General features: G+C 62.4%; 26 protein-coding genes. 11 read left to right on the top strand and 15 right to left on the bottom strand.

Translation table 11 applies throughout. The features are described 5' to 3' along the window. The first annotated feature begins 50 nt into the window (after nt 1–50). Nucleotides 51–680 carry a MarC family protein gene (locus ACSQ3Z_RS29895; protein WP_436174831.1) on the top strand — a complete coding sequence of 210 codons (630 nt, stop codon included), beginning with the start codon at nt 51–53 and terminating at the stop codon, nt 678–680. A 65-nt stretch (nt 681–745) separates the two neighbouring features. On the opposite strand, the gene ACSQ3Z_RS29890 is transcribed toward ACSQ3Z_RS29895, so the two are convergent. The 9 genes from ACSQ3Z_RS29890 to ssb form a co-directional block, all read right to left on the bottom strand. After that, nucleotides 746–1,525 (bottom strand): response regulator transcription factor, encoded by a 780-nt coding sequence (locus ACSQ3Z_RS29890; RefSeq protein ID WP_436174830.1) that lies wholly within the window; start codon nt 1,523–1,525, stop codon nt 746–748. Between the two features lie 169 nt (nt 1,526–1,694). Beyond that, nucleotides 1,695–2,717: a hypothetical protein gene (locus tag ACSQ3Z_RS29885; RefSeq protein ID WP_436174829.1), complete on the bottom strand. Its 1,023-nt coding sequence runs from the start codon at nt 2,715–2,717 to the stop codon at nt 1,695–1,697. A gap of 2 nt (nt 2,718–2,719) precedes the next feature. Next, the gene (locus tag ACSQ3Z_RS29880) at nt 2,720–4,387 is read right to left on the bottom strand and encodes an HlyD family type I secretion periplasmic adaptor subunit (protein ID WP_436174828.1); all 1,668 of its coding nucleotides are present in this window, start codon (nt 4,385–4,387) and stop codon (nt 2,720–2,722) included. Between the two features lie 65 nt (nt 4,388–4,452). Next, a complete protein-coding gene (locus ACSQ3Z_RS29875; protein WP_436174827.1) occupies nt 4,453–6,279 on the bottom strand; it encodes a type I secretion system permease/ATPase in 1,827 nt (608 codons plus the stop codon). Between the two features lie 150 nt (nt 6,280–6,429). Then, nucleotides 6,430–7,017, bottom strand: a complete 588-nt coding sequence (locus ACSQ3Z_RS29870) for a hypothetical protein (protein ID WP_436174826.1) — start codon at nt 7,015–7,017, stop codon at nt 6,430–6,432. Nucleotides 7,018–7,267: 250 nt separating this feature from the next. Continuing rightward, on the bottom strand, nt 7,268–7,993 hold the full coding sequence (locus ACSQ3Z_RS29865) for a hypothetical protein (RefSeq protein WP_436174825.1): 726 nt from the start codon (nt 7,991–7,993) through the stop codon (nt 7,268–7,270). A gap of 259 nt (nt 7,994–8,252) precedes the next feature. Next, the gene (locus ACSQ3Z_RS29860; protein WP_436174824.1) at nt 8,253–8,678 is read right to left on the bottom strand and encodes an OsmC family protein; all 426 of its coding nucleotides are present in this window, start codon (nt 8,676–8,678) and stop codon (nt 8,253–8,255) included. Between the two features lie 31 nt (nt 8,679–8,709). Next, the gene (locus ACSQ3Z_RS29855) at nt 8,710–9,108 is read right to left on the bottom strand and encodes a DUF2306 domain-containing protein (protein ID WP_436174823.1); all 399 of its coding nucleotides are present in this window, start codon (nt 9,106–9,108) and stop codon (nt 8,710–8,712) included. 26 nt (nt 9,109–9,134) lie between these two features. Then, nucleotides 9,135–9,656 (bottom strand): single-stranded DNA-binding protein, encoded by a 522-nt coding sequence (gene ssb, locus ACSQ3Z_RS29850; protein WP_192178862.1) that lies wholly within the window; start codon nt 9,654–9,656, stop codon nt 9,135–9,137. 276 nt (nt 9,657–9,932) lie between these two features. On the opposite strand from ssb, the gene ACSQ3Z_RS29845 reads away from it, so the two are divergent. The 9 genes from ACSQ3Z_RS29845 (at nt 9,933) to ACSQ3Z_RS29805 (ending at nt 18,554) form a co-directional block, all read left to right on the top strand. After that, nucleotides 9,933–10,259: a cupin domain-containing protein gene (locus tag ACSQ3Z_RS29845; RefSeq protein WP_436174822.1), complete on the top strand. Its 327-nt coding sequence runs from the start codon at nt 9,933–9,935 to the stop codon at nt 10,257–10,259. 44 nt (nt 10,260–10,303) lie between these two features. After that, nucleotides 10,304–10,618 carry an ArsR/SmtB family transcription factor gene (locus ACSQ3Z_RS29840; RefSeq protein WP_436174821.1) on the top strand — a complete coding sequence of 105 codons (315 nt, stop codon included), beginning with the start codon at nt 10,304–10,306 and terminating at the stop codon, nt 10,616–10,618. Nucleotides 10,619–10,694: 76 nt separating this feature from the next. Next, on the top strand, nt 10,695–10,952 hold the full coding sequence (locus ACSQ3Z_RS29835) for a hypothetical protein (RefSeq protein WP_436174820.1): 258 nt from the start codon (nt 10,695–10,697) through the stop codon (nt 10,950–10,952). 22 nt (nt 10,953–10,974) lie between these two features. Further along, complete coding sequence (locus ACSQ3Z_RS29830; protein ID WP_436174819.1) at nt 10,975–11,580, top strand: ATP-dependent Clp protease proteolytic subunit; 606 nt, start codon at nt 10,975–10,977, stop codon at nt 11,578–11,580. 72 nt (nt 11,581–11,652) lie between these two features. Then, nucleotides 11,653–11,943, top strand: a complete 291-nt coding sequence (locus ACSQ3Z_RS29825) for a hypothetical protein (RefSeq protein WP_436174818.1) — start codon at nt 11,653–11,655, stop codon at nt 11,941–11,943. A 721-nt stretch (nt 11,944–12,664) separates the two neighbouring features. After that, nucleotides 12,665–15,586, top strand: a complete 2,922-nt coding sequence (gene uvrA / locus ACSQ3Z_RS29820) for an excinuclease ABC subunit UvrA (RefSeq protein ID WP_436174817.1) — start codon at nt 12,665–12,667, stop codon at nt 15,584–15,586. Nucleotides 15,587–15,619: 33 nt separating this feature from the next. Further along, nucleotides 15,620–16,090: a GNAT family N-acetyltransferase gene (locus ACSQ3Z_RS29815; protein ID WP_436174816.1), complete on the top strand. Its 471-nt coding sequence runs from the start codon at nt 15,620–15,622 to the stop codon at nt 16,088–16,090. 24 nt (nt 16,091–16,114) lie between these two features. Next, a complete protein-coding gene (locus ACSQ3Z_RS29810; protein WP_436174815.1) occupies nt 16,115–16,921 on the top strand; it encodes a DUF72 domain-containing protein in 807 nt (268 codons plus the stop codon). 481 nt (nt 16,922–17,402) lie between these two features. Continuing rightward, complete coding sequence (locus tag ACSQ3Z_RS29805) at nt 17,403–18,554, top strand: GGDEF domain-containing protein (RefSeq protein ID WP_436174814.1); 1,152 nt, start codon at nt 17,403–17,405, stop codon at nt 18,552–18,554. 14 nt (nt 18,555–18,568) lie between these two features. Here ACSQ3Z_RS29805 and ACSQ3Z_RS29800 read toward each other — a convergent pair whose 3' ends face one another. The 6 genes from ACSQ3Z_RS29800 to urtA form a co-directional block, all read right to left on the bottom strand. Further along, nucleotides 18,569–18,745 carry a hypothetical protein gene (locus ACSQ3Z_RS29800; RefSeq protein WP_436174813.1) on the bottom strand — a complete coding sequence of 59 codons (177 nt, stop codon included), beginning with the start codon at nt 18,743–18,745 and terminating at the stop codon, nt 18,569–18,571. 261 nt (nt 18,746–19,006) lie between these two features. Continuing rightward, a complete protein-coding gene (gene urtE / locus ACSQ3Z_RS29795) occupies nt 19,007–19,702 on the bottom strand; it encodes an urea ABC transporter ATP-binding subunit UrtE (protein WP_436174812.1) in 696 nt (231 codons plus the stop codon). Between the two features lie 70 nt (nt 19,703–19,772). Then, nucleotides 19,773–20,519: an urea ABC transporter ATP-binding protein UrtD gene (gene urtD, locus ACSQ3Z_RS29790; RefSeq protein ID WP_436174811.1), complete on the bottom strand. Its 747-nt coding sequence runs from the start codon at nt 20,517–20,519 to the stop codon at nt 19,773–19,775. A 3-nt stretch (nt 20,520–20,522) separates the two neighbouring features. Continuing rightward, complete coding sequence (gene urtC, locus ACSQ3Z_RS29785) at nt 20,523–21,755, bottom strand: urea ABC transporter permease subunit UrtC (protein ID WP_436174810.1); 1,233 nt, start codon at nt 21,753–21,755, stop codon at nt 20,523–20,525. Further along, entirely contained in the window at nt 21,752–23,368 is a 1,617-nt protein-coding gene (gene urtB / locus ACSQ3Z_RS29780) for an urea ABC transporter permease subunit UrtB (protein ID WP_436174809.1), read from the bottom strand. The genes urtC and urtB overlap by 4 nt, the downstream gene beginning before the upstream one ends. Before the next feature lie 121 nt (nt 23,369–23,489). Beyond that, a complete protein-coding gene (gene urtA, locus ACSQ3Z_RS29775) occupies nt 23,490–24,800 on the bottom strand; it encodes an urea ABC transporter substrate-binding protein (RefSeq protein WP_436174808.1) in 1,311 nt (436 codons plus the stop codon). Nucleotides 24,801–25,104: 304 nt separating this feature from the next. Here urtA and ACSQ3Z_RS29770 point away from each other — a divergent pair, with 304 nt between their 5' ends. After that, complete coding sequence (locus tag ACSQ3Z_RS29770) at nt 25,105–25,500, top strand: hypothetical protein (RefSeq protein WP_436174807.1); 396 nt, start codon at nt 25,105–25,107, stop codon at nt 25,498–25,500. Nucleotides 25,501–25,591 lie beyond the last annotated feature (91 nt).

Below are 25,591 nucleotides of genomic sequence, written 5' to 3'. Positions count from 1 at the left end.
TGCTCTACCAATTGAGGGGTACGGGCCTTGCCCGGCGGGAGGGGTGAAAGATGCCGAGCTTCGACAGCCTATTCAACGCCTTCGTCACCATCCTGGTGACCATCGATCCGCCCGGGCTGGCGCCGCTGTTTCTCGCCGTGACACGCGGCATGAACCGCGAGGAGCGCCAGCAGGTTTCGGTGCGCGCTTCGACCATCGGCTTCCTGGTGATGGCGCTGTTCGCGGTTGCCGGCGCATCGATCCTGTCGGTGTTCGGCATCACGCTGCCGGCCTTCCGCGTCGCTGGCGGTTTCCTGTTGTTCTTCATCGCCTTCGAAATGGTTTTCGAGCGGCGGCAGGACCGCAAGGAAAAGATCGGCGACGTCGCCATCACCAAGGACATGATCCACAACATCGCGGCCTTTCCGCTGGCGATCCCGCTGATCGCCGGCCCCGGCGCGATTTCGGCGACGGTGCTGCTTTCCGGCTCGTTTCAGGGTTTTGGCGCGCAGGCGGCACTGGTCGGCATCATTTTCCTCTGCCTCGCCATCACCTATCTGGTGTTCGTGCTGGCCGAGCGCATCGACCGGATCCTCGGCCAGACCGGCCGCTCGATCCTGACCCGGCTGCTCGGCGTCATCCTGGCGGCCCTGGCCGTGCAGTTCGTGGCGGACGGCATCAAGGCGCTGATGGCGGGGTAACCCAAACCCCGGCGCGGCCGATCCAGTTCAACAGCCGAAGCCGAGGGCGCATCGGAAATGCCCCGCTACAACCCTCCATTTGTAACGGGTCCGGCGTGCTGAGAGAGTACGACTGCTTCGGTCCGGTTCGTCGCATGCAGTTTGCGCATGATGTGCGAGATGTGCGACTTGACCGTATTCTGCGACAGATTCAGTTCGCTGGCGATGACCTTGTTCGACAGGCCACGTAGCAGGGATGCCATAACCTGTCGCTCGCGTTCCGTGAATATGGCGCAGGCCGTGTTGGCGATGGCAGGCGCCATTCCAATTATGGTCGCGGCCGGTTGCAGGGCGACGATGTTGTCAGGTGAGACCGGCGTCCAGTCGGAGCAGTCCATGATCACCGATCGTGGAAAATAGACCCCGCCTGCCATCACAAGCCGAAACGCCGCGAGCGCGATCTCGACGGAGGCGGAAGCTGCAATGTAGCCTCTTACGCCATATCTGCTGAGTTCGGAGATCATCGCATCGGTTATCGTCGACTCGTCGATCTCCGTGAGGAGCACGAGATGTCCCTCGCGCAGAGATCGACGAAGGTAGGCGAGGTTCTCCAGCACTCGCTCGTCCGTGACGATCAAGCTCCCTGTGTTGAGAGCGACGAGTCTGATGTCTTTGCCGATGATGGAATCCCAGTGGTGCGCGGTCTCGATTTCCAGGACGGCGAACTCCTGGAACTCGGCGCTAAGAATCCGGGCCAGGCAACTTCGCCATAGCGGATGGTGGTCGATAACGACAATGGAAGGGCGGTCATGCGCTAAGCCGTTCTGTTCGGCCGAAAACGAGAGAGTCAATTGCTTCCCCGTCATTGCCGCCCCAAGGGCATCTAATCGTGTTAGCTCGCGCTAATCTACCGATAGTTCGGGATATGGTTAAGAATGAGCGCATTTGATTCAAATTCGTTTGAATCGCGGGGCAGTGGTCACCGACCCTCGGACCCCGAACTGGTCGCGACGAGCTCGATGAACGTCGGGTGGGCTAGATCAACACAAGATCGGCCTGCACGATGGTTTGCTGATCTACGGTCGCCGCTTGGATGGCGTCCAGATCCATGTCGATCTCCCCATTCCAGTCCTTGATGTCCACGACGGCATCTTGATCGGCGTCGATCGTCTGGCTGACCAGGACATCCACATCCACGACATAGCGCTCTTCCAACTCGTCCTCGATGTCGATGTCTATGTCCACATCTTGATCCATCACGATGCTTTGGTTCACGTCGACCGTGCCGCCGGGAGGTCCGTCGGTGATGCGCACGTCGATAGCCGTGTCTTGTTCAATCTCGATCGTGTCACGCAGGAGAATATCCACATAGAGCACACCGTCGACGTCGAACATATCGACGTCGATCTGGACATCCTGATCTATGCGCATGTCCTGATCGATCAGAACGATGAAATGTCCGTCGCCGTCGATGGTGAAGCCAATGTCCGCGTTCTGGTCCATCATCAGGTCTTGGTCGACCAGCAGGCGCGTGACCACGTCGCCCACATAGCCGTTGACGATGATGCTCGCGTCCTGGTCAACCAGCGCGACTTGCGTGACGTTGATGCTGTCGACGTCGTCGATTTCGGAAGGCACGCCATCGGCATCGTGCGGCCGGCTGGCGTCATCGCTTTCAAACCCGGCTCGCCCATCCTGCCCTTCCTCGGGGTGGGCGGGCTCGCTGGCCACGTCCCGATGGGCGAGCACCGGGGGTTTTGGCGGAGTGAAGCTCTCGGGCATGAAATGGGGCCACTCGGCGCCTCCCCCTAGTGTCTGCGTGCCATGGGAGACGATGGACGACGCCGGCCCCTTTATCGTCATCGGTGAGACTTCCCAATCGGTGTCTTGCTCGAGCAAATCGCCTGCCGGTTGTGTTGCTGATACGGCGGCTGGGGGCGCCAACGCGGGAGCATCGACAAAGCTGCCAGCAAGCGCCATCTCCGGTCCGACGATTTCATCCGGATCGGATACAATGGCGGGCGGGAGATGCCGAGTGCCCGGGTCGACGCGATACATCGTCAATCCTCCCGAAAGGCACGATCGAAGGCGTCGAAAACCGGGCGCAGTGTGTAATGGGCTACCGTGAATTGTCCTGTCTTGATCAGCACTTCGACAGGCATTCCCGGCATGATATCGACCTCCGGCAATGCGCGCAGGGAAGCCTCGCTGATCCGGACACGGGCGGTATAGTAGGGCCGTCTCGTTTCACTATCGATCAAACGGTCTGCAGAGACATAGGTGAGGACGCCCTCCACGGGCGGCACGCGGCGATGCTTGTAGGACAGCAGCCGGACGCGGGCTGGGAGACCTGGACGAACCAGGTCGATATCTTCCGGCTTGACCTGGACCAGCACGATGAGGCGGTCATCACTCGGCACGAGGTCTAGCAACGGCTCGCCGGGGGCTATGACCCCTCCGGTCGTATGGATCCGCAGATCGGTGATGGTGCCAGCCTCCGGCGCGCGAACCATCGTTCGGGCGAGCACGTCCCTTGCCGCCTGAATGCGTTCAATAAACTGCAGGATCTGGGCCTGGGTATCGCGCAGGTTCTGCGCGACCTCGCTCTGATGGTCGCTCTCGAGCTTGAAGATCATCGCCTGCGATTCTCCGACCGCCTGCTCCGCACGTGATATCTGGGACGTTGCCTCGCCGATCCGACCATCGATCTCCGCCTGTTCACGTTCCAGCTGCCGCAAACGCGAGCGGGTCAGAAGACGCTTGGCGACCAGGGGGGCGACGTCGGCAATCTCTCCCTTGACAATCGTCGCACGCGACGTGGCCGCATTGGCCTGAAAACGCAGCCCGGCGATTTCCTGCTCGGTCTGGGCTATGCGCCGCTGGATCATGTCGATCCGCGATGAATTGAGCCTGCGGCGGGTGTCGAAAATCCGGGTCTGCCCTGCGACAATTCCCGCCGCGGCAGGATACTGCCGGGCCGCCGCCACGATGTCCTGCGGAAACTGGATGCGCTCCCGGTCGTCGCGCTCCGCCACCAGGCGTGCCTCCAGCGCCTGCGCGTCCCAGAGCTGCATCTGGAGCATCTGGACGGTGGCGCGAGCCTTGGTGTCGTCAAGGCCGATGAGGGGTTGGCCGGCGACCACCTCATCGCCATCGTTTACCAGAATGCGCCCGACTATGCCGCCCTCCAGGTGCTGGATGGTCTTGCGGCTCGACTCGGCTTCGATGGCACCCGCGGCGATTGCAGCACTTTCCAACGGGGCATAGGCCGCCCAGACGCCGAAGCCGATCATGAACACGCCGACGACTGCAAAGGCGCTCGCGAAAAGCAGACGCAGGCGATGAAACGGCGTCGTCGGTAGCGCCGGGATAGAAGCAAGCGCATTGGTGACGGTGCGGTTCCAGCCGATCGTGGCGCGCTCCACCCAGAGCCCTTTGCTGAAGCGCCTGCTTTCTCCGTTTCGGGAGCTGGCTGCTCCCACGCTTCCTCGGAGCCTGGTCATCACCGCGCCGAGAGCCATCCAGCCTGCGCGCAGCCGGTCACCGACCGGCACGATTGAAGGAAAATTGGCAGTGATGCCGGCCAGGCACGTCCTTGCCGATGAGACCCATTGTCTGGCCGAGTCACTCGTCGACTCCAGCCACCGAAGGCAGGCGGCGCCGAAGCCGATCACGAAAATGCCGGCGTCCGCCAGGACCTTTGCGCCGATGAGGCGCGAGCGGCGCATCAGCGTTCCCGACCGCTGCGAGCGGACAGCCGCCAGGCAGAGTGCAACTATGTGCCTTGAGTGTTTCACGACACGCCGGATTGCTCCCCTGGAACGGGCCTCTTCGCTGTCTTGTGCCTTGCGGGCTCCAGGACGCCCTCACGACCCAATTGCCTGACGCTACTGCGGGCAGTGATGATCTGTTGTTGCCCGGTCGGAACGGTGGCGCGCACGGTCTTGATCTTGCCGGCGACTTCCCGACGGTTCCCGAAGGCGTTCATCATGCCATTGTCGAGCACCAGAACCTTGTCGGACATGTTCAGGACGCGAAGCCGTTGGGCGATGATGATGATCGTCGATCCCCGTCGGCGCATCTCCTGGATCGCCTGCCGCAAGGCCTCTTCGCCTTCGAAATCGAGGCTGGCGTTCGGCTCGTCCAGCACGATGACGCGAGGATGTCCGAAGAATGCCCTCGCAAGGCCAAGCCTCTGCCGTTGCCCGCCGGACAGCCTCATGCCGCCCTCGCCGATATCGGTCTCATAGCCCAGCGGAAGCCGCATGATCGTGTCGTGAAACCCCACCATGGCGGCGGCGGCGATCACCTCATCGGCCGACGCATCCTGCAGGCGGGCTATGTTCTCCCGAACAGTGCCGCCGAAGATTTCTATGTCCTGCGGAAGGTATCCGAAGTGTCGGTGACCGCCGGCGGCCAGCCAGATCCCCATGTCCGCGCTGTCAAGGCGCACATGCCCCGCAGTTGGAGCGATCGTGCCGGAGATAAGGCGTCCAAGGGTCGACTTTCCCGCTCCGGACGGACCAATCACTCCCAGGATCTCCCCCGGGTTGACCACAAAGCTCAGCCGGCGCAACGCCGCCGTGTTCGCGCCTGGCGGCAGGAAGGTTACCTGTTCAACGGACAACTGCCCATTGGGGCGTGGCAGTTCCATGGCTTTTCGAGGCTGTGGCGCCGCCGCCATGATCTTCCTGAGACGGACGTAGCCCAGGCGCACGCTCGAAACCGCCTTCCAGGTGCCGATGGCGGCCTCAACCGGCGCCAGGGACCGCCCGAGCAGGATCGACGTCGCAAAGATCGCCGCCGGGCTGACATCCTGCAGGATCACTAGCCAAGCGGCACAGGCCATGACGATGACTTGAGCGAGTAGCCGCACGAAGCGAGCAAGGGACTGGATGACGTTGGCGCGTGCGGCGGCCGAGAGCTGAGCCTCTTTCGCCTGTGACTGATCGTCATTCAGCAGGCGGGCCACCCCTGGCAGCATGCCCATGGCGCTGATGACCTCGACATTGCGCAGGAGCGCCTCGAACCGGTGCTGGCTCTCTGCCCAGGCGGCACTGGAGCGGGCGAATGGCTTGCGAGTCGCTACTTCGTTGAGCATCGCCAGCCCGAACAGGACAACTGACGCGACAAGGCCGATCAGGCCGAGAAGTGGATGCAATATGATCATTGCCAGAATGAAGATGGGCGTCCAGGGCAGATCGAACAGAGAAGTGCAGGCGCTGCCGCCGAAGAAGGAGCGCAGGCCACCGATATCACGCCAGGCCTGCGCCGCCGCGGCCGGATCGCTACGCAACGCCGACTGGACAGCCGCGACAAGAACGGAGGTCTGAAGCCGGTCGTCGAGCCAGACGCCGATCCGGGCGAGTATCGCGCGACGCAGGGCTTCGAGTGTTGCGTGCACCGCCAGCGCCACGATCACGATCACGGTCAGCATTACCAGCGTGTCGAGACTGTGGCTCGACAGGACATGATCATAGACATGCAGGAGATAGAGAGGGACTGTCAGAGCGAGCAGGTTGACGAAGAAGCTGAGCACGAAGACCAGGAGCAGCGAGACCCTGCAATGATGGAATGCGCGCTCGACTTCGGTCGTCGCAAAGGCCTTGGGAAAACTCATGGCTGACATGTCTCCGCGACGGCGTCAGAGTAGCGGCCTGGCGCTGGCGGAAGGGCAAGCCCGAGGCCGCACTCACCGCCGTGCGCTCGTTACAGGCCGCCTCGGGAAGCGCCCGGATGAAATCCGGACGCCCCTTACGAGTAAGACTTATCAGGCGAAGGCAAAGTCGAAATTCACGTCTATGTCGGCGTCCTGTTCAGCGTATTGATCCTGGGTGACATCGACGTCGACGGCCTGTGTCTGGTCGACAGCCACGTCGTTGTCGTTGTCTTGATCGACTTTGATGTCGGTATCGTTGTCATTGTCGGCGTCGCCGTCGGCGTCGGCCGTCGCGTCTGCATCGCCTTCATCGTCCGCGTCGGCGCGAGCCTTGGCGTCGTTGTCGGTGTCTGCGTCCTGGTCGGTCTTGTTGTCGATGTCAGCATAATTTTCGTTGTCGATATCGACGTCGGAGTCCTGGTCGGTATCGACGTCCACATCCTGATCCTGGTCCTGATCGAGCTTCTGGTCGATGTCGGCATCGACGTCGATGTTGAATTCGGTCGGATCAAATTTGCCGTAAGCTTTCTTAGACAAGGGTTCACCCTCCCTGTTCGAGGACAGCCGCCCTGGCGAGCGCTTTGCTTGCGGAGCGGACCGACGGTTACGATCCAAGCGGATCCTGTGACAGCCCGCCGATGCCGCAATCATCCCTGTTTCACGCCGTGGAAAATAGTTACCAATGAGCATTCGGCCCAATTGGCAATTCCCAATGCAAGTTGGCTCGTCCCTATGGATGATGGACGACCCGAACAGGTGGACCACTCCGGGTAACCCAAAGTCGAAGCGCTGCAGTCGCGCAAGTCGAAGCACGAAAAAGCCGGGGCGAACCCCGGCTTGCTTTCCCTTAGAGCGGTTCTGACAAAACCGCTCTAAGTATTTGTTTTTACGCAATTGCGGACGGAAAACCGCTGCACACTTTTCCTGGAATTGCTCTGGCCGTGAAAACTCAGGCGTCGATGTCGCTCAAGTCGACGATGACCCCGACATCTCCATCGGCGGCGGCTTTCTCGTACAGGTCGACATCGATTTCGGTCACATCATCGTTCTCCGTGACATCCACGGCGCCCAGCAAGGCGGTCTTGATGAGGGTGGCGATGTCTACATCGACCTCGGCATCGAGGTCATCGCGGACTTCCACATCGACATCGAGGTTTCCGTCAGTCTCAGTCTCCTGATTAATCTCGGCATCGAGGCTGTCTTCGTCGTCATCGTCGACGTCGACATCCAGATCGCTCTCGATTTCGACATCGTCTTCCACCTCGGCGTCGATTTCGACGATGATAATCCCGTCGTCTTCGCTGACTTCGACATCGACTTCTATCCTCTGATCGACCTCGGGCCTCTGATCGGCCGCGACTTCGATGTGCCGGCCTCCGGAAACGCCCGTTTCGCTCGCGATCTCCGCGTCCTGATCTATCTCGCCGTCCTGGTCGACCTCCGCGTCGAGTTTCACGGTGGCAGGCTGCGAACCGATGATCGATACCCCCATACCGACGTCGTCGCCAGTCTCCGAGACCTGGTTCACGCCGATGTCGAGGTCACCAGGATCCGCGACACCATGTTCGGAGATGTCGTGCTCGTCGTGGTCGAGTGCGGCGACTTCGGCGGCCCCGTTCTCTTTCGAGTGGTCACCCACCGTGGCGTCGTTCTTGGCCTTCTCATCAGGCTCCATCGTGCGCCTCCATGGTTCATGTCGACGTCAGCGACCCAGCATCCCATCTTCCAAAACGCAGTGATAGACGCCAAGTCGGGTGATGCCGCGATGCAGGAAGCAACGAAGGAATCCCTGGAGCACTGGCCCGCAGGCACTGAGACCACGCTGCTTCTTGGCGGTATCACTCGTTGAGACTAATCCGTACGGGCAATTCCGGATGTTCGACGAGTCGAGAGTCCCCCGACGCGGTTTCAACTCACGCGGCAAACCGCCAGCGCTACTTCGCCGAGGTGTCTATGACTTCAAAATCGTGGGTGACAGCCGCTGTCTTGGCCATCATCGCAGTCGCCGAGCAGTATTTTTCGATCGACAGATCAATCGCCCGCTTCACCTTGTCGTGTGACAGCGCGCGGCCCTTGACGATGAAATGCATGTGGATGCGGGTGAACACTTTTGGTTCGGTTTCCGCCCGGTCGGCGTCGAGCTCGACGACGCAGTCCTCGACCGCCTCGCGGCCCTTTTCCAGGATGTGGACCACGTCATAGGCCGAGCAGCCACCGGTGCCGATCAGGACCAGTTCCATCGGGCTCGGACCCGGCGTCCTGCCTTCAGGGCCGAAAGCGGTGCCCAGCACGACTTTATGACCGCTGCCGGACTCGCCGACAAAGGTGCGTTCCTCGACCCATTTCACGCGTGCTTTCACTGGATTCTTCCCTGCAAGTGCATCGCGCTGATTACTGGCCGAACACGACCGCGTGCATGATGCGGCCCGGCATCAGCGTGAACACGCCGGCGCCGATCAGAGCGAAAACATAGAGCGCAATCATGACGCGGCGATGCTTTTCGACGCGATGGGTGCGCGCGTGCCAGACCGCCAACGGTACCGTGACCAGCACCAGGATCGACATCAGATGGATCGGGCTGAAGCGGCCGAAGACGCGGATCTGCTGGATCCAGAAACTCGAGATGGCGATGACCAGCATCAGCGCGGCCCAGACATAGCCCATCGCACGGTGGCGCAGCGTGCCTTTCGGCAGCGCCAGTTGCGCTCCGCCAACAGCCAGCGCGGCAAAGGCCGCGAACGCATGCCATGGAATGGGAGGGGGCGCGGTAAGCAGCGGTCCCAGCGACATGGCGCCCACTCCTGCAGTCGATTGGCTCAGAACGGGATTTCGTCGTCCAGCTCGCGCGACGAACCACCACCGCCACCGCCCTTGGCGCCACCGCCGCCGCGGCTAAAACCTTCGTTCGGGCCGGACTGGCCGAAATCGGAACCGCGGCTGCTGTTGCCGCCGCCGGCATAGTTGCCGACCTGGCCGCCGCCCTCGCCGCGCGCGTCGAGCATCTGCAATTCACCGCGGAATTTCTGCAGCACGATCTCGGTCGTATAGCGGTCATTGCCTGTCTGGTCCTGCCATTTGCGCGTCTGCAACTGGCCCTCGACATAGACCTTCATGCCCTTCTTCAGATACTGCTCGGCAACCTTGGCGATCTGGTCGTTGAAGATGACGACGTTGTGCCACTCGGTCTTTTCCTTGCGCTCGCCGGAATTCTTGTCGCGCCAGCTTTCCGACGTGGCGATGCGGATGTTGACGACCGGCTCACCCGAGTTCAGGCGGCGGATTTCAGGGTCCGCCCCGAGATTGCCCACCAGAATGACCTTGTTGATGCTACCCGCCATCATACTTCTCCGCGCTCATCCGAAACAAATTTTTGCCGACCGCACCTTACAGGCTACGGACAATCCCCGCCTGCTGTGGCTGCCTTTTCCCACAAGGTTTTTGTTCTTTTTTTGTTCTATTCTTGTCACTCCCGGCTGTCAAGGAATGTCAGCAAGAGGTAGGGTGCCCGTTTGAAATTGCGATATGTCGGGATCGAAAGGCGGCGGCTGCGAATGAGGGTCATCGCACACATGGGTCATCCGCGAGAGCCGTGGCGAGCAGGCGTGGAAACCCGGATGCAGGTTTCCGCCGGCAACGGTGCCAGCCAACTCTGCCTATTTGAACAATGGGTTCAGCCGGGTGTCGGGGCTCCGACACATTGGCACTCGGTCGAAGAGGTGCTTACCGTCATCAGCGGAACCGCCGAAATGTGGATCGACGACGACCGCATGACGCTGACGGCGGGACAGTCGCTTGTTGTGCCCGCAGAGAGGAAGCACGGTTTTCGGAACGTCGGCACCGAGACGCTTCACATCCATGCCGTGCTGGCATCCCCGATCTTCGAGGCAATTTTTGACGGATCTGCCGAGCCGGTGAGACGCTGGCTTCCGGCGACGCCATAAAACAGCACTTGCCAAATCGATAAGTATCCACTTATGCTTTGAGCATGATCGAAGCAGAGATTTTTCGCGCCCTTGCCGACCCGACGCGCCGCGCCGTCTACGAGCGGCTTGCCGCCAGCGAGATGACGGTGTCGGAGTTGCGCACCGGCATGACGGTGTCGCAGCCGGCGGTCTCCCAGCATCTGGCGGTGCTGCGCGGCGCCGGCCTGGTCACCGAGCGGCGGGCCGGCCGCAACGCCTACTACCGTGCCGATCCGCAAGGGCTCGACCCGCTGCTCGGCTGGATCGAGCGCTACCGTGCGTTCTGGCCGGAGCGCATCGAAAGGCTGAAGGTTGTCTTGAAGGACATGGACCAATGACACTGAAAGAACATGCTAAAAGTGCTGCGGACTCGCTCGAATTCGAATTCGAATTGCCGGAGCCGCCGGAGAAAGTGTGGCGCGCGCTGACCGAGCCGAAGCTGCTCGCGGCCTGGATGATGCCAGCCAAGCGCTCGACAGCATCGTCACGTTTACCCTCGACCGTACGGCTTCGGGCGGCACGCATCTGCGCATTGTCCATGACGGGTTCGCCCGGGCGGCAACGCCCGTGGTCGCCATGGCAGGCGCCGGCTGCCGGCTGTCGCTCGATGCACCCCAATCCAAACTGCCTGTCGCCGCGAATGCGCCGTACATGCTGCTGCGCGCGGCCTGACCAACGAGATCGGAGAAAGAAGATGAGCGGCCTTGCCAATCTGGTGCCGATGGTGATCGAGCAATCGAGCCGTGGCGAACGCGCCTTCGACATATTTTCGCGGCTGCTGCGCGAGCGCATCGTCTTCATCAATGGAGAGATCAACGACGGCGTATCGGCACTGGTCTGCGCCCAGCTTCTGTCGCTGGAATCGGATAATCCCGAAAAGGAGATCTCGCTCTACATCAACTCGCCGGGCGGCGTGGTGACCAGCGGCTTCGCCATCTACGACACGATGCAATACATCTCCTGCCCGGTATCGACCGTCTGCATGGGCTTTGCCGCCTCGATGGCTTCTTTCCTGCTGATGGCCGGCACACCAGGGCGGCGCATCGCGCTGCCCAACACCAGCATCGTGCTGCACCAGCCGCTGGGCGGCTTCCAGGGCCAGGCTTCCGACATCCAGCGCCATGCCGAGGGCATATTGCGCACCAAGCGGCGCATGACCGAGCTCTACGCGCATCATTGCGGGCGTACTTACGAAGAGGTCGAACGCACGCTCGACCGCGACTATTTCATGACCGCCGAAGAGGCGAAGGCCTGGGGTCTCGTCGACCATGTTTTCGACACCCGCAAGAGGGCTGCTTGAGGAGCCTGGGGCGCGCAGCAATTTGATCGCGGCGGTCTGGCCTCGCCTGCGCCGCGACCCTATAGTTCGGCAATGACCGACATCCGCTTGTCCAGACTTTTCTGCACCGTCACTGCCGCCCTCGCGAGCGCCAGCATGCTGGCTGGAGCCGCCTTTGCCGAGGACAGTTCGACCCAGAAAGGCGCGCTGCCCGGTGTAACCAGCGACTATCGCATCGCCAAGCCGGCTCCTCAGCCCGAACCCGACGACGCGCTCCCTGCCGGCGGCAGCGGTCAGTTCAAGATCGGCGACACCGATGTCAGGATTTCCGGCAGCATCACCGTCGATATCGGCGCCGGCGCGATCAAGCCATCCGGCCGGTAGCTTTCGGGTCATCTCCTCAAACGAACGGCCCCGCCGCTGCTTCCGCAAACGGACGGGGCCTTTTATGGATCTTAAATCCAATGTGTCGGTAGTGTTATACCGACTTTGATTTCGGATGCTTCGCGGCATTCAGCCGACGATCCGACCAGTGGTCTCTGATTGTCAGGGGAGGCAGGTCACGGTTTGTCGGGTCGGGCGCTCACGCCCACCCTGGCACTTATGCCTGCCGCGGCTCCAGCCATATCTGGAGCCTCAAGGGACTGTCCGGTGGCGTCATGCTCCACTCCTCTGTCCGTTGCGACAATGTCGTCCGAAGCGCAAATCGCAAAAGCCTGCGGCGTCTCGCAAGCCGCCTGAGGCGGCGAGGCCATCGAAAGACGGCCGGCTCCGTTGACCGCTGGACACTGCGCCCCTGAGTCGGCAGCGTCAACCTTTGAATAGCCGGTTACGGAAAATGTGATCGCCGGGAGGTTACGTCCAGGTAAGGCAGTATGCCGGAACCTGCTCAACGGAGTGCCCGCCTTTCCGGTTCTTCACAGCACTTTGTCAGGAGCGTGTTCGGCCTTTGTTCTTTCCGCTTGCCCCCTCGCGCGAAAGACGGTTAAACGCTTCTGTCGAGATTTGTGGCGTCTCTCGACGTGGCGGCAAAAATACCTACATAGGGGATGGCCGGGAAAACCCGCCGATCCCACGAATTCCAGACCTGAGGCGGCGACCGGCAATGGCCGACCATAAATACCTTTCAATTCGCGGGGCGCGCGAACACAACCTGAAGAATGTCGATCTCGACCTGCCGCGTGACAGCCTGATCGTCATGACCGGCCTGTCTGGGTCCGGCAAGTCGTCGCTTGCCTTCGACACCATCTATGCCGAGGGCCAGCGCCGTTATGTCGAGAGCCTGTCGGCCTACGCGCGGCAATTCCTCGAAATGATGCAGAAGCCCGACGTCGACCAGATCGACGGTCTGTCGCCTGCCATCTCCATCGAGCAGAAGACCACCTCAAAGAACCCGCGCTCGACGGTCGGCACCGTCACCGAGATCTACGACTACATGCGGCTTCTGTTCGCGCGTGTCGGCATTCCCTATTCGCCGGCCACCGGCCTGCCGATCGAGAGCCAGACGGTGTCGCAGATGGTCGACCGCGTGCTGGCCGTCGAGGAAGGCACGCGGCTGTTTATCCTGGCGCCGATCGTGCGCGGCAGGAAAGGCGAGTACCGCAAGGAACTGCTGGAACTGCAGAAGAAGGGTTTTCAGCGCGTCAAGGTCGACGGAGTCTTCTACGAGATCGCCGACGTGCCGGCTCTGGACAAGAAGTACAAGCATGACCTCGACGTCGTCGTCGACCGCATCGTGGTGCGCGGCGACCTCGCCACCCGGCTTGCCGATTCCATCGAAACGGCGCTGAAACTTGCCGAAGGCCTGGCCGTGGCCGAATTCGCCGACAGGCCGCTCGACGCCAGCCAGACCGGCGAGGATTCGGTCAACAAGTCGAAGAACGAGACGCATGAGCGCATCCTGTTCTCGGAAAAATTCGCCTGCCCGGTGTCCGGCTTCACCATTCCGGAGATCGAGCCCAGGCTGTTCTCGTTCAACAATCCGTTCGGCGCCTGTCCGACCTGCGACGGTCTCGGCAGCCAGCGCGCCATCGACGGCAATCTGGTCGTGCCGGACGAGAACGTCTCGCTGCGCGACGGCGCGGTCAGCCCGTGGGCGAAATCGACCTCGCCCTATTACGCGCAGACGCTGGAAGCGCTGGGCAAGGCCTATGGCTTCAAGCTCGGCGACAAGTTCAAGGACCTGGCCGCGGAAGCCCAGGAAGCCATCCTGCACGGCACGGGCGAGCGCGAGATCACCTTCCAGTATGATGACGGCCTGCGCTCCTACAAGACGACCAAGACTTTCGAAGGCGTCATCCCCAATCTCGAGCGGCGCTGGAAGGAAACCGAATCCGCCTGGATGCGCGAGGAGATCGAGCGCTTCATGTCGGCGACGCCCTGCCCCGTCTGCAAAGGCTACCGGCTGAAGCCGGAGGCGCTGGCGGTGAAGATCGCGGGAAAACACATCGGCGAGGTGACCGAGCAGTCGATCCGCAAGGCAGACCAGTGGTTCACCGACCTGCCGGCGCAGCTCAACGACAAGCAGAACGAGATCGCCGTGCGGGTGCTGAAGGAGATCCGCGAGCGGCTGCGCTTCCTCAACGATGTCGGGCTCGACTATCTGACGCTGTCGCGCAATTCCGGCACGCTGTCGGGCGGCGAGAGCCAGCGCATCCGCCTGGCGTCGCAGATCGGCTCCGGCCTCACCGGCGTGCTCTATGTGCTGGACGAACCGTCGATCGGCCTGCACCAGCGCGACAATGCCCGCCTGCTCGATACGCTGAAGCATCTGCGCGACATCGGCAACACGGTCATCGTCGTCGAGCATGACGAGGATGCAATCCTGCATGCCGACTATGTCGTCGACATCGGTCCGGCCGCGGGCATCCATGGCGGCGAGATCATCGCTCAAGGAACACCGCAGCAGATCATGGCGACGCCGGCCTCGATCACCGGCAAATATCTGTCGGGCGAGCTCGAAGTGGCGACTCCGGCGGTGCGGCGTGAAGCCAAGAAGAACCGGCGGTTGAAGATCGTCGGCGCGCGCGGCAACAATCTGAAGAACGTGACGGCGGAAATCCCGCTCGGCACCTTCACCGCGGTCACCGGCGTGTCGGGCGGCGGCAAGTCGACCTTCCTGATCGAGACGCTGTTCAAGGCGGCGTCGCGCCGCATCATGGGCTCGCGCGAGCATCCGGCCGATCACGATCGCATCGAGGGTCTCGAATTCCTCGACAAGGTGATCGACATCGACCAGTCGCCGATCGGCCGCACGCCGCGTTCGAATCCGGCCACCTATACCGGCGCCTTCACGCCGATCCGCGACTGGTTCGCGGGCCTACCGGAGGCCAAGGCGCGCGGCTATCAGCCGGGCCGCTTCTCGTTCAACGTCAAGGGCGGCCGCTGCGAGGCCTGTCAGGGCGACGGCGTCATCAAGATCGAGATGCACTTCCTGCCCGATGTCTACGTCACCTGCGACGTCTGTCACGGCAAACGCTACAACCGCGAGACGCTCGATGTCCTGTTCAAGGGCAAGTCGATCGCCGACGTCTTGGACATGACGGTCGAGGAAGGCGTCGACTTCTTCGCCGCCGTGCCCGGCGTGCGCGACAAGTTGGAGACGCTGAAGCAGGTCGGCCTCGGCTATATCCATATCGGCCAACAGGCGACGACGCTGTCGGGCGGCGAGGCGCAGCGCATCAAGCTCGCCAAGGAATTGTCGCGCAAGGCGACCGGCAAGACGCTCTACATCCTCGACGAGCCGACCACCGGCCTGCATTTCCACGACGTCGCCAAGCTGTTGGAAGTGCTGCACGAACTGGTCGACCAGGGCAACACGGTGGTGGTGATCGAGCACAATCTCGAGGTGATAAAAACCGCCGACTGGGTGCTCGACCTCGGCCCCGAGGGCGGCGACGGCGGCGGCGAGCTGGTCGCCTCAGGAACGCCGGAAGCGGTCGTGCGCGAGAAGCGCAGCTACACCGGCCAGTTCCTCAAGGAGCTGCTCGAGCGGCGTCCGGGGAAGAGGGCTCAGGCGGCGGAGTAGGCGGACAGCGCGCGGTGTCTGGAGAGTTTTTGAATGACTATCAGACAAGCGCTTGCCGGTGACCAGCAAACTGTCGTCTCGCTGACTGAAGCCGCCTATGCACCCTACACCGCCTTGTTGGGCGCGCCGCCGATCCCGGTCACCGAGGACTATGCACCGCGGATCGAACGCGGCGAGGTCTGGCTGCTGGAGAGCGGCTCCGACCTGGCCGGGCTGATCGTTATCGAGCGGCATCCCGACCATGCGATGATCTTCAGCGTCGCGGTCGCGCCGGCCTTCCAGGGCAAGAAACTCGGCATCAGGCTGCTCGATTTCGCCGACGAGCAGACGCGGCTGTGGGGCTTGCCGGAGGTGCGGCTCTACACCAATTCGCGCATGGAGCGGAACATTGCGCTCTACGCGGCCTATGGTTTCCGGGAAACGGGTCGACGGCCCAATCCCTACCGGCCAGGATGGACAGTTGTCGACATGGCTAAGCCCGTCGACAGCGCCGTGGTGGTCTGATTTTCGAACATTGGGAGGACGACGATGAGCAGCCAGGGAAAAATCCGCGCCGGCATGGGCGGCTGGACCTTCGAGCCGTGGGACACGTCCTTCTATCCGGACAAGCTTTCCAAGGCGAAGCAACTGCAATACGCCAGCCGTCAGGTGCCGAGCATCGAGGTCAACGGCACCTATTATTCCAGCTTCAAGGAACCGACCTTCGTCAAATGGGCCAGCGAGGCGCCTGATGACTTCGTTTATTCGCTGAAGGGCAACCGCTTCGTCACCAACCGGCGCGTGCTCGGCGAGGCCGGTGAATCGATGACGCGTTTCCTCGGTTCCGGGGTGGCGGCGCTCGGTGACAAGCTCGGGCCGATCCTGTGGCAGTTCGCGCCGACCAAGAAATTCGATCCGGTCGATTTCGAAGCCTTTCTCAAGCTGCTGCCGGAAAAGCAGGATGGCGTCGCGTTGCGCCATGCGGTGGAAGTGCGGCACGACAGTTTCATCGTGCCGGAATTCCCAGCACTTGCGCGCAAATACAAGGTGGCGATCGTCTATGCCGACCATGCCAAATATCCAGCGATTGCCGACATCACCGGCGATTTCATCTATGCGCGGCTGCAGACCGGCAGCGACGACAATCCCGACTGCTACGCGCCGAAGGGTCTCGACGAATGGGCCGCTCGCGCCAAGACCTGGGCGGAAGGCAAGGCGCCTGCCGATCTGCCGCGCGCCGACCCTTCGACCGAGGCGCCGGTCAAGCCGCGCGACGTGTTCGCCTACTTCATCACCGAAGGCAAGGTGCGCGCGCCCTTCGGCGCCATGGCGCTGATGAAGCGAGTGACGGAATAAAGCAGCGAGCCTTCACCGCATTCAGCAGCCCCAGTCGGAACCTGCAAGGCATCTTGATCGTTTGCATTGCGGGCAACCGGGCGGTCGCCCGCGGACGCGATCAGAGGCGAGGAAGATGGCTGTCATCCTCATTGGAGCGTTGTTGACTGTCGCTGGCGTTGTGTACATGGCGGGTGCAGTCCTCAGGCGGGGGCGGCTTAGCGGTCCGGCGCCTGCAGCCTCTGATCGGTCGATGCCACATCTCGCAACCCGGGGCCCAACGCTCGAGCCAGGCCGGCGCGGGCTCGGTTTCCTCGGCCTTTCACAGAATTGGCCGGGACTGCTGATGATGGGGGTTGGCCTCATTCTGCTTTTGTCGGTGGCCATCCTCTAACCAGGCGGAATCTCGACATCTTCGCCGATATCGTAACCTTATCGATACCTCCTTGCTGCATGAATCCAACCGGGCGCTGAGCTGCACCAGCGCGGGCAAGGACGAGGCATGGCGCTCGACTACAACTCACTGCTGCTCGCCGTCGGCTTTTCCGCCGCCTGCCTGAGCCTGACGTTGTTCGGCATCTGGCTGACCGCGCGCTCGGAAAAATTCCTGCTGACCTGGGCGGTCAGCGTGCTGCTGGTCGTCGGCGACGTCTTTGCCTACAAGGCCTATATCGACAAGCCCGGACCAATGCTCGGCCTCGCCACGCTCACTCTGCTGTTGCTCGGCTTCTCGACCATGCTGGGTGCGGCCTACCAGTTCACGACAGGCCGCTCACCGCTGCCGCGCATCGCGCTCGGCGCCGGCATCTCGCTGGCCGTGGCCCTGCCGCCGATGGCGCTCGGTTATGACGGGCTGGGCTTCATCCTGGAAAATTCCTTTGCCGCGCTGCTACTGTTTGCCACAGCTCTCGAATACTGGAAGGGGCGCAGCGAATCCCCCGTCCCGATCATCGGCGTCGCCTCGCTCTATTCGATCACCGCCGTATCCTTCCTGTTGTGCGCAACGGTTCTGGCGCGGGACGGCAAGCTCGTGCTCGGCCATGCGCCGAGCAACTGGGCCGAGGATCTCAGCCTCGTCATCGTCATCGCCTGCATGACCGGCATCGGCGCGCTGTCGCTGGCGCTCAACCAGGGGCGTCTGGCGCAGCATCATCGCCGCAATGCGCTGACCGATCCGCTGACCGGCCTGCTCAACCGCCGCGCCTTGTTCGACCTGCATGGCGATGCGCCGGTCGGTGCCTTCACGGCCGTGGTGGTCTTCGACCTCGACGGCTTCAAGGCCATCAACGACGAGTTCGGCCATGCCACCGGCGATCAAGTGCTGAAAGTGTTCGCCGAGGAGCTCACCGACAATCTGCTGCCGAACGATGCCGCCGCGCGCATGGGTGGCGAGGAATTCGCGCTGGTTATGAAGCGCACCTTGCCCGAGAAGGTGGAATTCGCCGCCGAACGCATCCGTGCGTCCTTCGCCGCACGGCGGATCGAGACCGAGACGCGCCCGCTGTCATGCACGGTCAGCGCCGGCTATGCTTTCGGGAACAAGGACGGCATGAGTTTCGACAAGGTGCTCAGCGCCGCCGACAAGGCGCTCTATGCCGCCAAGCACGGCGGCCGAAACCGTGTCTTTGCTTCAACATTCCGGCGCGCGAGCTAGCTGTTCGCCAGCCGTCACGCCGCCATGACGATCTCGTTGTAGGCGTCGAGGTCGACGTAGAAGACCTTGGTGATCTCGCCGATCAGTTCGTCGAGATCGTAGCCCTGCGACCTCAGGATGTTGATGGCGGTGATGATGTCGACGCGCTCGGTGAGCCGCCGTTTCTGGTAGTCCTCGACAAAACGCTCCATTGGCCGTTCCCCTAGCCAGATTGCCCAAACGCGTTGAACAACTCAGATCGCAGGAGGAGGATAGGAGGCCATGCTTGCGTGGAACTTGCCGCCGAGCCCGCGCCGTCCCTTTGATCTGACCCGAAACAGACTGGTACGGAAAAGTGGCCGACTCACCAAGGCCAAGCAAAGAGTAGCATGTAGTTCTTGGCGCGCCAGAGTTGCAGACAGCATGATCGGAGAAAGACTGAAGCCGCCGGAGAAGAAAGGCCGACGAGCGGTCTACACCGTCAGGAACTTCCTGACATCCGCCCTGTCGAGATCTTCCGCCGGGCCAGTATGGACGATCTGGCCGCGGTCCATGATGTTGACCTCGTCGGCGAGTTCGCGGCAGAAGTCGAGATATTGTTCGACGAGGAGCACGGCGATGCCGGCCTGGTCGCGCAGATAGCGGATGGCGCGGCCGATATCCTTGATGATCGAGGGCTGGATGCCTTCGGTCGGCTCGTCGAGCACCAAGAGCTTCGGCCGCATGACCAGCGCCCTGCCGATGGCGAGCTGCTGCTGCTGGCCGCCCGACAGATCGCCGCCGCGGCGCGACAGCATCTGCTTCAGCACCGGAAACAGCTCGAAGACGTGGCCTGGAATGTTGCGCTCGGCACGCTTCAGCGGTGCAAAGCCCGATTCGAGGTTTTCCTTGACCGTCAGCAGCGGAAAAATCTCCCTGCCCTGCGGCACGAATGCGATGCCCGACCGGGCGCGGTCATACGCCGCGCTCCGGTCGAGCGCCTTCCCCTCGAAGGCAACACTTCCGCTCGTCAGCCGGTGGTGGCCGACGATCGATCTCATCAAACTGGTCTTGCCGACGCCGTTGCGGCCGAGCACGCAAGTGATCTTGCCGGCGCCGGCGCTGAGCGAGACGCCGCGCAGCGCCTGGGCGGCGCCGTAATGCAATGTGGCGTTGGAGACTTCGAGCATGGTCAGTGCCTTCTCCAACGCTTGAAGAAGGACAGGTCGAAACGATGGAACGAAACCCGCCAGACCATGATCATCTCCCGAGATAGACTTCGACGACCCGCTCGTCGGCAGAGACGAAATCGAGCGAGCCTTCGGACAGCACCGAACCCTCGTGCAGGCAGGTGACCTTGACACCAAGCTCGCGGACGAAATGCATGTCATGCTCGACGACGACGACCGAATGGTCGCGGGCGATGTCCTTCAGCAGGCGCGCGGTCTCTTCGGTCTCGGCGTCGGTCATGCCGGCGACCGGCTCATCGACCAGCAGCAGTTTTGGATCCTGCGCCAGCAGCATGCCGATCTCCAGCCACTGCTTCTGCCCATGGCTGAGATTGGCGGCCAGTTCGTTGCGCTTGTCGCCGAGCCGGATGATGCCGAGGATGTCGTCGATCCGCCTTGCCTCGGCCGACGAGCGGCGGTGGAACAACGCCGGGAAGATCGAGCGCGGGCCCTTCAGCGCCAGCATCAGATTCTCTTCGATGGTGTGACTTTCGAAGACGGTCGGCTTCTGGAATTTCCGGCCGATGCCCATCATGGCGATCTCGGCCTCGTCGTGCTTGGTGAGATCGATCTGGCCGTCGAAGAAGACCTCGCCCTCGTCGGGCCGCGTCCTGCCGGTGACGATGTCCATCATCGTGGTTTTGCCGGCGCCATTGGGACCGATGATCGCCCGCATCTCGCCCTTGTCGAGCACCAACGAAAGATTGTTGATGGCGCGAAAACCGTCGAAGGAGACCGAGACGCCGTCGAGATAGAGGATGGTGTTCGACTTCGACATCGTTCACTCCGCCGGCTGTGGTTCGGGGCCGGACGCGGACCAGTCGCCTGGTCTTGTCGCTGCGCTGCGAACGACCTTTGGCGGCGGCGCGTCGTCGGGATCGCTGCCGGCTTCCTCGGCAATCGAGGCCGCCCGCATTGCCCTGGCGTTGCCGCGCCAGCTGTCCCACATGCCGATGATGCCCTTGGGCAGGAACAGCGTGACGGCGACGAACAATCCGCCGAGCGCGAACAGCCAGAACTCCGGCAGCGCGCCAGTGAACCAGGATTTTCCGGCATTGACGAGCAGCGCGCCGATGATCGGCCCGACGATGGTGCCGCGTCCGCCGACCGCGGCCCAGACCACGACTTCGATCGAATTGGACGGCTCGAACTCACCGGGATTGATGATGCCGACCTGCGGCACATAGAGCGCGCCGGCAATGCCGGCCATCACCGCCGACACGGTGAAGGCGAACAGTTTGACGTTCTCGGCCCGCCAGCCAAGGAAGCGCGTGCGGCTTTCGGCATCGCGCACCGCCATCAGCAGCTTGCCGTATTTGGAGCCGACGATCGCCCAGGTGACGAAGACGCCAAGCGCAAGGGTTACGGCACTGGCCGCAAACAGCGCCGAGCGGGTCGCGTCGGTCTGCACGTTGAAGCCCAGAATGTCCTTGAAATCGGTCAGGCCGTTATTGCCGCCAAAGCCCATGTCGTTGCGGAAGAAGGCAAGCAGCAGTGCGTAGGTCATGGCCTGGGTGATGATCGACAGATAGACGCCGGTGACGCGACTGCGGAAGGCGAACCAGCCGAAGACGAAGGCGAGCAGGCCCGGCACCGCCAACACCATGATCGCCGCGAACCAGAAATGGTCGAAGCCGTACCAGAACCACGGCAGTTCCTTGTAGTTGAGGAACACCATGAAATCGGGCAACAGAGGATTGCCGTAGACGCCGCGCGAACCGATCTGGCGCATCAGATACATGCCCATCGCATAGCCGCCGAGCGCGAAGAAGGCGCCGTGGCCGAGCGAAAGGATGCCGCAATAGCCCCAGACAAGGTCGAGCGCCAAAGCGAGCAGCGCGTAGCAGAGATACTTGCCGGTGAGCGCAACGATGTAGGACGGGACATAGAAGGCGCTCGCCGGCGACGCCGTGAGATTGAGCAGCGGCACGACAAAGGCGGCCGCTAGCAGGATCAGAATCGTGATGGCGATGCGGCGGTCTGCACCCGCGGCGAAGAAGCGTCCGGTGATCATGCTTCCACCGCCCTGCCCTTCAGCGCGAACAGGCCGCGCGGGCGTTTCTGGATGAACAGGATGATGAGGACGAGAACGACGATCTTGCCGAGCACCGCGCCGGCATAGGGTTCGAGGAACTTGTTCACGATGCCGAGCGAAAAGGCGCCGACCAGCGTGCCCCAGAGGTTGCCGACGCCACCGAAGACGACGACCATGAAACTGTCGATGATGTAGCCGCGGCCGAGATTGGGCGAGACATTGTCGATCTGGCTGAGCGCCACACCTGCGATGCCGGCAATGCCGGAACCGAGCGCAAAGGTCAGTGCGTCGACCCAGGGTGTCCTGATGCCCATGGAGGCGGCCATGCGGCGGTTGGCGGTGACGGCCCGCATCTGCAGGCCCCACGGCGTGCGCTTCATGACATAGAGCAGCACGGCGAAGACGCCGAGCGCGAAGACCAGGATCCAGAGCCGGTTCCAGGTCACGGCCAGTTGGCCTATGTCGACGGAGCCGGACATCCAGGACGGGTTGCCGACCTCCTGGTTGGTCGGTCCGAAGATACTGCGCACCGCCTGCTGCAGGATCAGCGAGACGCCCCAGGTTGCCAGGAGGGTTTCGAGCGGCCGGCCGTAGAGAAAACGGATGACCCCGCGCTCGATGATGAGCCCGACCAAGGCGGCGACGAGGAAAGCCAGTGGCAGGGCGATGACCAGCGACCAGTCGAACAGGCCGGGAAAGGAGGTGCGGATCACCTGCTGGACGACAAAGGTGGTGTAGGCGCCGAGCATGACCATCTCGCCATGCGCCATGTTGATGACGCCCATGACGCCGAAGGTGATGGCGAGGCCGATCGCCGCGAGCAGCAGCACCGAGCCCAGCGAGATGCCGTACCAGATGTTCTGGCCGGCATCCCAGAGCGCCAGCGACGCATTGATGGCGCCGATCGCGGCCGTCGCCGCGTCCTTGACCGCGCCCTGCGAATTGGCTTCCACCGAGGTGAGCAGCGAGAGCGCGTCGCGATCGCCGCGCGCGCCGATCAGGGCGACAGCGGCGAGCTTGTCGGCCTCGGGCTTGTCGGAAACGAGAACCGACGCCGCGCGGGCCTGCTCGAACAGCGCTTTGACGTTCGCGTCGGTTTCGGCGGCGATGGCCGCGTCGAGCGGCCCGATGTTGGCGGCATCGGGGGTCTTGAACATGGTGTCGGCGGCGGCGATGCGGACGGTCGGATCCTTGGCGCGCAGCGTCAGCGTGCCCAGCGCATCGCGGATGACGCGGCGCAGCGTGTTATTGACCTTGATCTTGGTGAGGTCGGCCTTGGCGGCCTCGGCCGATTTCTCGCCGCTCAGCGGGTCGAGAAGAGCGACGCCGTCGCCGCTTTCATTGCCGACGAAGACCGCGGCATCGGACTTGCGGATGTAGAGATTGCCCTCGGCCAGTGCCGCGAGCGGACGTTCGACCAGAGGGTCGCCAGTGGCGGCAAGTTCACGCACCACTGCCTCGGTGGCCGAAAAGCCGGTACCCGCCGCGAATTTGGCGATGATGGCGCGCAGATCGGCTTCGGCTGCGTTCGACGGCAACAGGCTTGCCATCAGGAACAACAGCGTGAGGCCGAGAGCGCGCAACAGGATCATCCGTTCAGATACTCTTCTGTGATCTGGAATTGCGCGTCCGGGCGGACTGGAGGAGAAGCTCGCCCGGACGCTTCGCGGCCTGGGTCGCGGAAGAATCCGCGACCGGTCAGACCCGGGAGGATCAGTTGGTCCCCTTGCCGCCGCACTTGCCGGTGGCAACATTGAAGTTGCCGCAGGACAAAGGCGCGCGCCAATCGGAGATCAGGTCCTTGGAGTCAGGCAGGTAGTCGGACCATTCGTCGCCCATCACGAGACCGGGGGTCTGCGACACCGTCTCGAACTGGCCGTCGGCCTGGATTTCGCCGATCAGCACCGGCTTGGTGATGTGATGGTTCGGCATCATCGTCGAATAGCCGCCGGTCAGGTTCGGAACGGAGACGCCGATCATGGCGTCGATGACCTTGTCCGGATCGGTTGTGCCAGCCTTCTCGACCGCCTTCACCCACATGTTGAAGCCGATATAGTGAGCTTCCATCGGGTCGTTGGTGGTGCGCTTGTCGTTCTTGATGAACTTGTGCCAGTCGGCGATGAACTTCTCGTTCTCCGGCGTGTCGATGCTTTCGAAGTAGTTCCAGGCGGCGAGATGGCCGACCAGCGGCGCGGTGTCGAGACCGGCAAGCTCTTCCTCGCCGACCGAGAAGGCCATGACCGGGATGTCCTCGGCCTTGATGCCCTGGTTGCCGAGTTCCTTGTAGAACGGCACATTGGCGTCGCCATTGACGGTCGAGACGACGGCGGTCTTCTTGCCGGCCGAACCGAACTTCTTGATTGCCGAGACCTCGGTCTGCCAGTCGGAGAAGCCGAACGGCGTGTAGTTGACCATGATGTCTTCCGCCGCGACGCCCTTCGCCTTCAGATAGGCTTCGAGGATCTTGTTGGTGGTGCGCGGATAGACATAGTCGGTGCCTTCGAGCACCCAGCGCTTCACCGAACCGCCGTCCTCGCTCATCAGGTAGTCGACGGCGGGAATCGCCTGCTGGTTGGGTGCGGCACCCGTGTAGAACACGTTGCGCTCGCTTTCCTCGCCCTCATACTGGACGGGGTAGAACAGGATGTTGTCGAGCTCTGAGAAGACCGGCAGCACCGATTTGCGCGACACAGAGGTCCAGCAGCCGAACACGGCGGCGACCTTGTCCTTGGAGATCAGCTCGCGCGCCTTTTCAGCGAACAGCGGCCAGTTGGACGCCGGATCGACGACGACCGCCTCGAGTTTCTTGCCGAGCAGACCGCCCTTGGCATTCTGCTCCTCGATGAGCATCAGCATGGCATCCTTCAGCGTCGTCTCCGAAATCGCCATGGTCCCCGACAGCGAATGCAGGATACCGACCTTGATCGTGTCGTCCGCCGCCCTCGCGGGAGCCGACGCCAACAGGCCGGCAGCAACCACGCTTGCCGAAAACATTTTTGTTATTTTTGAGAAATTTCCCCTCATATTCCACACTCCCGAGCTGGTTGATTGCACCGCAACAAAGCTATGCAACCACCGTGCCAAACTGTGAAACGAGGTCGGTCACGCCGGGATATCCCAGCCTTATCAGCCGGTTACTATATTAGACGCCAAGCATGAATGGTGCCGACCAAAAGCCCGAATGAGGAGAAATTGCGCACACTTGCCTAGATTTTGCCCAAATTTGGCCAATGCCTAAATTTTGAGCCTGCGACATCACGACGATTTGCGTCAACGGTTGCGGCGCGGCATGGAAATGGGGCAAGGTCGGCCTTCAACGAGCGACGTCATGGCATCCAGGCTTTCCTGCATTTTCAGCATCTTGCTTCTGTCTGCCGGCACGGGCAGCGCACGTGCCGACTTCACCGACGGCAAGCTGCCCGACGGAACCTACCATTGCGAGGTCTACCTGCTCGGCCTGTTCCTCAACCTCGGCGACATCACCATCAAGGGCAATGTCTATACCGGCCCGGTGACGTTCGGGACCGCGCCGCAAGCCTACAATTACCAGATGGACGCCAACGGCGTGATCAGCTGGCTGGGGCCGCTTGGCGGCTACACCACCGGTGGCAACTCGATCTCGCTGACGCAAGCTACGCTCGACGGCCAGACCAGCCCCTCCTTCGACATCATCATGAAGCAGCCCGACGGCGCCTTTACTGCTTCGACCTGTACGAAGAGCTGAGCGGCGACGCCTGGCGCTGGCCTGCCGCACCGTCGCGGCGAAACGTTTTCCTCTCATGTCATCGGGATGTTGCCGAAGCACTAGGCAGCGG

Source organism: Mesorhizobium sp. LjNodule214 (genome assembly GCF_964252735.1).
In the GTDB taxonomy this organism is placed as follows: Bacteria; Pseudomonadota; Alphaproteobacteria; order Rhizobiales; family Rhizobiaceae; genus Mesorhizobium.
The sequence above is the reverse complement of the archived record's forward strand: the minus strand, read 5'-3'. Positions and strand labels throughout refer to the sequence as shown.

Coding starts and splice junctions, on each gene's coding strand:
- ACSQ3Z_RS29895 (WP_436174831.1), top strand. CDS start 51: ATGCCGAGCTTCGACAGCCTATTCAACGCCTTCGTCACCATCCTGGTG.
- ACSQ3Z_RS29890 (WP_436174830.1), bottom strand. CDS start 1,525: ATGACGGGGAAGCAATTGACTCTCTCGTTTTCGGCCGAACAGAACGGC.
- ACSQ3Z_RS29885 (WP_436174829.1), bottom strand. CDS start 2,717: ATGTATCGCGTCGACCCGGGCACTCGGCATCTCCCGCCCGCCATTGTA.
- ACSQ3Z_RS29880 (WP_436174828.1), bottom strand. CDS start 4,387: ATGCGCCGCTCGCGCCTCATCGGCGCAAAGGTCCTGGCGGACGCCGGC.
- ACSQ3Z_RS29875 (WP_436174827.1), bottom strand. CDS start 6,279: ATGAGTTTTCCCAAGGCCTTTGCGACGACCGAAGTCGAGCGCGCATTC.
- ACSQ3Z_RS29865 (WP_436174825.1), bottom strand. CDS start 7,993: ATGGAGCCTGATGAGAAGGCCAAGAACGACGCCACGGTGGGTGACCAC.
- ACSQ3Z_RS29855 (WP_436174823.1), bottom strand. CDS start 9,108: ATGTCGCTGGGACCGCTGCTTACCGCGCCCCCTCCCATTCCATGGCAT.
- ssb (WP_192178862.1), bottom strand. CDS start 9,656: ATGGCGGGTAGCATCAACAAGGTCATTCTGGTGGGCAATCTCGGGGCG.
- ACSQ3Z_RS29845 (WP_436174822.1), top strand. CDS start 9,933: ATGCAGGTTTCCGCCGGCAACGGTGCCAGCCAACTCTGCCTATTTGAA.
- ACSQ3Z_RS29840 (WP_436174821.1), top strand. CDS start 10,304: ATGATCGAAGCAGAGATTTTTCGCGCCCTTGCCGACCCGACGCGCCGC.
- ACSQ3Z_RS29830 (WP_436174819.1), top strand. CDS start 10,975: ATGAGCGGCCTTGCCAATCTGGTGCCGATGGTGATCGAGCAATCGAGC.
- ACSQ3Z_RS29825 (WP_436174818.1), top strand. CDS start 11,653: ATGACCGACATCCGCTTGTCCAGACTTTTCTGCACCGTCACTGCCGCC.
- uvrA (WP_436174817.1), top strand. CDS start 12,665: ATGGCCGACCATAAATACCTTTCAATTCGCGGGGCGCGCGAACACAAC.
- ACSQ3Z_RS29815 (WP_436174816.1), top strand. CDS start 15,620: ATGACTATCAGACAAGCGCTTGCCGGTGACCAGCAAACTGTCGTCTCG.
- ACSQ3Z_RS29810 (WP_436174815.1), top strand. CDS start 16,115: ATGAGCAGCCAGGGAAAAATCCGCGCCGGCATGGGCGGCTGGACCTTC.
- ACSQ3Z_RS29805 (WP_436174814.1), top strand. CDS start 17,403: ATGGCGCTCGACTACAACTCACTGCTGCTCGCCGTCGGCTTTTCCGCC.
- ACSQ3Z_RS29800 (WP_436174813.1), bottom strand. CDS start 18,745: ATGGAGCGTTTTGTCGAGGACTACCAGAAACGGCGGCTCACCGAGCGC.
- urtE (WP_436174812.1), bottom strand. CDS start 19,702: ATGCTCGAAGTCTCCAACGCCACATTGCATTACGGCGCCGCCCAGGCG.
- urtD (WP_436174811.1), bottom strand. CDS start 20,519: ATGTCGAAGTCGAACACCATCCTCTATCTCGACGGCGTCTCGGTCTCC.
- urtC (WP_436174810.1), bottom strand. CDS start 21,755: ATGATCACCGGACGCTTCTTCGCCGCGGGTGCAGACCGCCGCATCGCC.
- urtB (WP_436174809.1), bottom strand. CDS start 23,368: ATGATCCTGTTGCGCGCTCTCGGCCTCACGCTGTTGTTCCTGATGGCA.
- urtA (WP_436174808.1), bottom strand. CDS start 24,800: ATGAGGGGAAATTTCTCAAAAATAACAAAAATGTTTTCGGCAAGCGTG.
- ACSQ3Z_RS29770 (WP_436174807.1), top strand. CDS start 25,105: ATGGCATCCAGGCTTTCCTGCATTTTCAGCATCTTGCTTCTGTCTGCC.